Origin of the sequence: Bradyrhizobium sp. Leo170, from assembly GCF_004296405.1 — a bacterium.
In the GTDB taxonomy this organism is placed as follows: domain Bacteria; phylum Pseudomonadota; class Alphaproteobacteria; order Rhizobiales; family Xanthobacteraceae; genus Bradyrhizobium.
On the sequence record NZ_PSRR01000401.1, the window covers coordinates 1 to 7,033 of the forward strand.

The 7,033-nt window shown below is 63.5% G+C and carries 1 protein-coding gene; it reads left to right on the plus strand.

Going from position 1 to position 7,033, the window contains the following annotated elements:
- Window positions 1-7,033, plus strand: a 7,033-nt coding sequence (locus CWO89_RS38410) for a two-partner secretion domain-containing protein (RefSeq protein ID WP_130583548.1), incomplete at both ends; no start/stop codon positions are given.

Sequence of the window (7,033 nt, forward strand, 5' to 3'; positions counted from 1 at the left end):
CGCCGACCCCCATCTGCGGCGGCAATCGCCGCGGCACAATCGGCGGCACAGGAAGCAGCACAAGCGGCGCAGTCCGCCGGCAATTCGCTGAACCGCGCGGCGCTGGCGATCCAGGCACAGCAGGCCGTTCAGCAGGCGGCGCGAGACGCGGCAAGGGCGGCGCTGCAGGCGACGCCGGATAGCGTGCCGAATGGTTTGCGGCCGGGCGGTTTGCGGATTGGGGCTGGCGTCGTCGGCCCCGACGGCAGCGTAAACCGGAACCTCTGGAGAGGCGCTGACCTTCCGACCGAGTTTACCAATGGCGATCGCGTCAACGTCGACATCAAGCAACGCGAGCAGAGGGCAATCCTGAGCTGGGATACCTTCAACGTGGGCGGCCGGACGGATCTACGCTTCGACCAGCAGGGCAATCGCGACTGGGTTGCGCTGAACCGCGTCCTCAGTGCGGATGCGCGGCCGAGCCAGATCCTCGGCAGCATCAAGGCCGACGGCTCGGTCTATGTCATCAACCAAAATGGAATCATCTTCGGTGGCGGCTCGCAGGTGAATGTCGGCGCGCTGATCGCCTCGACCGCTCACATCACCGACACTCAGTTTCTGAACAGCGGCATCTATTCGACGAAGCCGTCGGACAGCAGCCCCTATCAGCCGAGCTTCATTAATGCCGGCGGCTTGATCAAGGTGGAAGCTGGGGCGCAGATCAAGACCCATGCGCCGCAAAAGGCGGAGCAGGGCGGAGGTCTTGTGCTCTTCTTGGGCACGGAGGTCGACAATGCGGGATCGATCTCGACTCCAAAGGGGCAAACGCAGTTCGCTGCCGGCGATAACTTCATCCTCAGGCCTGGTTACGGCACCGATGCGAACCAGTCTTCGACCACGAACGGCAATGAGATCGTGCCGCTCCTCAATTCGTCGAGCGCTAGCGGGCTGGCGAGGAACTCCGGGGTCGTTTTCAGCCAGCAGGGCGATATCACGCTCGCGGGGCGCATCATCGAGCAGAATGGCCTGCTGATGTCGACCACCTCGGTCGACACGCGCGGTACGATCCATCTTCTGAACTCGGTGTCGGATACGAAAGGCGGCGTCACCCTCGGTGCTGGCAGCGTGACGACAATCCTGCCGGAGCTGACAAGCGATGCCACCGCGCTGAACGGCAAGCGTGATGCCCTGATCGCGGCCTCGGGTGACCTCAAGCACCGTCCGATCGCGAACGCCCAGTTCGACAACCTCTCCACCATGGATGACCGGCTCGACCAGTCGCGCGTGGAAATCGTCACCGGCGGCAGTGCTGTGTTCAAGGGCGGTTCGATCACCCAGGCGCAAGGCGGGCAGATCGTGGTGGAGGCGCCAAAGGCGCGCATCTTCGTCGAAAGCAACGCCGTGCTCGATGTCTCCGGCACGCGCGGCGTCCTGCTGCCGATGTCTGCCAACAACATCGAGGTCAACATCCAGGGCAATGAGCTGCGCGACTCGCCGGTGAACCGCGAAAGCAGCAGCCTGAAAAACGCCAACGTCTGGATCGATCTGCGTGATCTCGTTCTGGTGCCGGCCGGGACCGGCGGCTACGAGAACGATCGCTACTACACGCCAGGCGGGTTGTTGGAGGTTTCCGGATATCTCGGCAACACCGCGCACAAGATCGGCGAGTGGACGGCCGTTGGCGGCACCATCACGCTCTCCGCCAAGGAGGTCGTCGCGCAACAGCACGCGATCTTCGACGTCTCCGGCGGCTCGGTTACCTACGAAGGTGGCTATATCACGACCTCGAATTTCCTCGGCGCCGACGGCCGCATGTACAACATCAACAATGCGCGCGGAGATATGCAGTTCTTGGGTCTGGGTGAGGGCTTCATCCGCGATCACGAGCATTGGAACGTCAAGGAGGTATGGGCCAGCCCGTTCGGAAAGGGCCGCACGAGCCGCCGCTGGGAGGACGGTTACACGGTTGGCCGCGATGCCGGCCATCTGGGGTTGTCGACGCCGACCTCGATCTTCGAAGGCGACATCCTCGCCGGCGTGGTCACGGGCGAGCGGCAAACCGGCAAGCGACCGTCGGGAGCGAGTGACGGCTACAAGCTCGGCCAGAACGTGGTCGCGCAGGCCGGTTCGCTCGAACTTGGCAAATATACGCCGGCGGAAGGTCGCGACGCCTACGTCACCAAGGTGATCCTCGGCCGGATCTTGCCGAGCGCGAACACGGTCAAGCCTGGCGACAGCCTGCCGTCAGATCGCGCCAACACTGCATGGTTCGATGCTGCGCATCTGAATGCGCAGGGGTTGGGCGGCCTGGAGATCAGGACGCGCGACAGCATCACCGTCGACGCGCCGCTGGCGCTGGCGGACGGCGGCGCGCTGTCCTTCACCGCGCCGGTCATCGACTTCAAGGCCGATGTCACCGCGCATGGGGGCAGCATCAGCACGGGCAACGTGCTGCAGCGGACGAATACGGCGCTGACACTGGATGGCCTCGCCGCCGTCACCTTGCGTGCGGGCGTCACGCTCGATGTCAGCGGACAGTGGAGCAACGGTTTCCTGGATCGAACAACGCTGCGGCTCGCGTCTATCGATGGCGGATCTGTCTCGCTGCAATCGTCGCAAAGCGTCATCATGGAATCCGGCAGCGTGATCGACGTGTCGTCGGGCGCTGCGATCCTTACCGACGGAAAAACCAAAGGCGGCAAGGGCGGCAATGTCACCGTCCTGGCCAATGCCAATGCAAATTCGACGACCACGGGCGTGGGCAAGTTGGTGCTCGATGGCGAGTTCCACGGCTATGGGGTGGAAGGCGGCGGCAGGCTCAGCGTCGGGGGAGCAGCCGTGCTCATCGCCAACAGTGATGCCGCGCTTGAAGCCGGGCAGATTCTCCTGAAGCCCGACTTTTTCAAGAAGGGCTTCTCGCAGTACGAAATCAAGGGAACCATCACCAACAGCGGCGGTGTTACGGTCGCGGATGGCACCGTGCTTGATGGGGAGATGCCGGTCTACCGCTTCACCGACGCAGCTTACGCCACGTCCACCGACGCCGATCCCGCCGCTGCGCTGGAAATCTGGACGCCGCCGCTCTATCTCGAAAACATCAGGACAGCGAGCTTCACCCAGCGCAAAGGGGCAAGCCTCGCGTTTTCCGATGTGGGGTACGTGTCCGTCGGGACGGGTTCGCTCATCGAGGTCGATCCCGGCCAGTCCATTGCCATTTCGGCGCTCGGGCAGGTCACGATTGATGGACGGCTCAATGCCTGGGGTGGTGCAATCAGCCTCAATAGCGGCGTAAGCGAAAACGTGGGCATTGTTTTTGTGCCGGGGCGCTCGATCTGGATCGGCGATAACGCGGTGCTCGACGTCGCCGCGCGCGCGGTCACCGGGGTCGATCGTAGCGGTCGCACGTTTGCGCAAGTTCCGAATGGCGGCTCGATCAAGATCGGCATCGAGACGCTAACGCCGAACCGCGATGGCGAGCTGGACACGATCAGCGGAGCCCTGGTGATCATACGTCCAGGCGCGGTCCTCGATGCCTCGGGCGCCAGTGCGACAATCGATCTAGCGCCGGGCGGCAATCCGCTTTCGCGCTCCGATGTCAGGACATTGCCCAGCCGCGGCGGCTCGATCATGCTGGCCTCGACCACGGGCCTTATGCTCGATGGCAAGACGCGCGCCGCATCAGGTGGTGCGGGGGCCACCGGTGGCAGCCTCGACGTGATCCTCGAAACAACGAGTTATTTGAAGACAGATATTCAAGCGATCAAGCAGCCACGCATCTTCACCGTGACGCAGGCGCGCCAGTACTCGGGCTTGCGGGCCGATCTCAAGCCAGGCGAACAGGATGCGTCGCTTGGCTACGCACGCGCGCGGCTGAGCGTCGAGCAGGTCGAAGCCGGAGGCTTCGACAATCTCTCGCTCTGGAGTTCCGACGTCATACAGTTCGAGGGCGATGTCTCGCTGCAGATGGGCCAGAGGCTCGCCTTGCAGCGCGGCGTCATCGCTGTGGCGGATACGACGCCGGAGGCGCGCATCTCTCTTGCGGTGCCCGTGGTGTCCATGGGTTTGGGCGTCGGCTCCGCGCCCAGTTCAGGAAGTGACGCGAGGGCAGGAATTATCAATCCCCGTCTTTTCGCTCTCGCGCCAACGCAGAGATATGCCGGCCGGCTGATGGTGGAAGCAGACCTGATCGATATCGGCGCCGTCCAGTTTGGCGCATCCGGCACTTATGACTTCGCGATCGATTCCAGCGGTCCATTACCTGTGATGGTGTCGGCCTCGCTCGACGTCGCAGGTTTTGCGGACGTTCATCTCTTCAGCCGTGGCGATGTCCGTTTCCGCGGCGGCTCATTCACCAGCGCGGGTAATCTGACTTTCACGGCGGCGCAGCTCTATCCCGTCACCGGCGCGACCGCGATGATCATGGCAGGTGCTGTCTGGGACGGATCTTATGCCAGATCGCGGCCAGACAGCGTTCTCGCCATCCGCAGCAACGGCACGTCTGCGCAGATGCCATCGTCCGTGTTTGGCAAGCTTCAACTTGTTGGCGGCGTCATCGACCAGGGCGGCGTTCTTCGCGCACCACTCGGCACCATCCAAATGGGTGACCCGTATAGAGGTAGCGGCCGCGTGATCCTGCGGGACGGCAGCATCACCTCGGTCAGCGCGGCGGGCCTTGTCATTCCCTACGGCGGCACAGTGGATGGTGTCAAATACATCTATAATGGCGCTGAATTGACCCTCCCCGACCTGATGACTCTCAACGCCATGGGCCGGATCGAGATCACATCGGACAAGTTTGAGGCTGCGCCCGGTGCGGTGCTTGATCTTACCGGTGGTGGCGAACTGGCCGGGGCGGGCTTCATGGCTGGCCGCGGCGGCTCGGTCGATATCCTCAAGACGCCGCTCTTGAGTGCCAATCCCGCCTTCAGTTTCAGCGCGGCGGGCAACAAGGTCTATGCCATCATACCCGGTTACGCCTCGGGTTATGCGCCCATCGTCCAGGAAAAGGGAGCAGGCGATCCGGCCATCGGCCAGCAGATCACCATTCCGTCGGGCATTCCCGGACTTCCGGCCGGCACTTACACTTTGCTGCCTTCAACCTATGCACTCATGCCCGGCGCCTATCGCATCGAGATCGGCGGCGGTCTGCCGCGCGACAACGGCGCGGTCCCGCTTGGCAACGGCTCCTATGTTGCAAGCGCACATCTCGGCGTCGCCAATACGGCGATCCGCTCCGTCTTGCCGAACCAGATCATAATCACGCCCGAAAAGACGGTGCGCACGCATTCCCAGTACAATGCGGCGAGCTACAGCACCTTCGCACTGGAGACCGCGGCCCGCTTCGGCACCACGCGGGCGCGCCTGCCCATCGATGGCAAGCAACTCGTGCTCTCCTTCGAGGAGGCCGGCGATGTGCTCGACTTCAAGGGCACCGCCCGGTTCGCGCCGGGCGAAGGCGGCTATGCCGGCACCCTGCTGGTCCAGAGCATCAAGCCACTGGAAATCAAGGCATCTGGCGCCGCGGCCACTGCGGGCATGGCGGCGCTCGATGCGGAGGACCTTTCGCGCTTCAACGCCGGAACTCTGCTCGTCGGAGCGGAGTATTGGGCGAACCGGGGCTTTATCACTCTTCAACAAAACAGTTTCGGCAGCAGCGATGCGATCACGGTGCGGTTTGGCGCCGTGCTTGAGGCGGGCCAAATCCTCCTGGCTGGCAATGCGGTCTCGGTCGAAGACGGAGCTGTCCTCGACACGACCCGCAGCGCCTTTGTGGTGCCCGACTCGACACTTGGTTACGTCTTTGCGAACGGCAACTCTCCAGACAACGTGCCATTCGGTTCTGTGCTTGTGGTCGCGAACGGATGGTTCAATCTGTTGCCGGCGGTGGTTCCGAGGAATGAGCGGCCGAGCACATTGACGGTGGCAGACGGTGCCATCCTGCGCACGCGCGGGACCATCGGATTTATCGCCGCCGATCGACTCTCGCTTGGACAAGCGCAGCTCAACACACGCTATCTCGCATTGAGTCTGCCGGCCGTTAACGTGGGAACGGAAGCTTCGCTTGCTGTCGCAGAAGCGGCGGGTGTGCTCGGTACCGGCTGGAATCTGACGCAGACAACGTTGGACCGCCTGCTCAATCCTGCCACGACGAACCTTGCGGCGCTCCAGCGGCTGTCGATATCGGTGCGTGATGCGATCAAGTTCTATGGCGATGTCGCACTCGATGCGCGCAGTCGGGCCGGCGATTCCGTGGAGACCATGGTCGTACTCAATACGCCGGCGATCTACGGTTGGGGCGATAGTACATCCGCCATCCTCGCCGCCGACACGCTGATCTGGAACGGTGTCGCAAGCGGCGATGGGTCAGTGCAGAATCCTTTTGCCAGCCTGAAGCCGCCGGCCGTACAGCCGAACGGCGCCGGCACCGGATCCGGCCGGCTTACCTTCCAGGCGCGCGAGATCCATTTTGGTTATGATCCGCTGGCGCGCAGCCAGAGCAGCGCCGAGCTTGAGCGGCTGGCGCTCGGCTTCTCGAGCGTGGACCTCGTCGCCAGCGAGAAGATTACCGCCAATAATCGCGGCAGCGTGTCAGTCTATCACACCGGCACGGATTCGGCGTCCTATAGCGGCGGCAACCTCATTATTTCGACACCGCTCTTCACCGCCGACAGCGGCGCCATGATCGACATCCGCGCCGGCGGCTCGATCACGGTCAATGCCGGGGGCAAGACCATCGATCCGTCGGCGCGCAGCGATCTCGGCGGCGAGATACGCCTGCAGGGTACTGCCATCGCGCTCGACACGACGGTCGCTGTGCCGAGCGGGCGCCTGGTCATGGCAGCGCAGGACGACATCGTGCTCGGCAACGGCGCGCTCATCGATCTCGCCGGCCGCGCGATCTCCTTTTACGAGGTGACGAAATACAGTTGGGGCGGGACCCTGGAGATCGAAAGCCGCGCTGGCAGCATCATCCAGGCTGCGGGCTCTGTCATCGATGTGTCGGCCAGCAACAACGACGCGGGGGCGATCAAGGCGTCTGCGATCGGCGGAACGC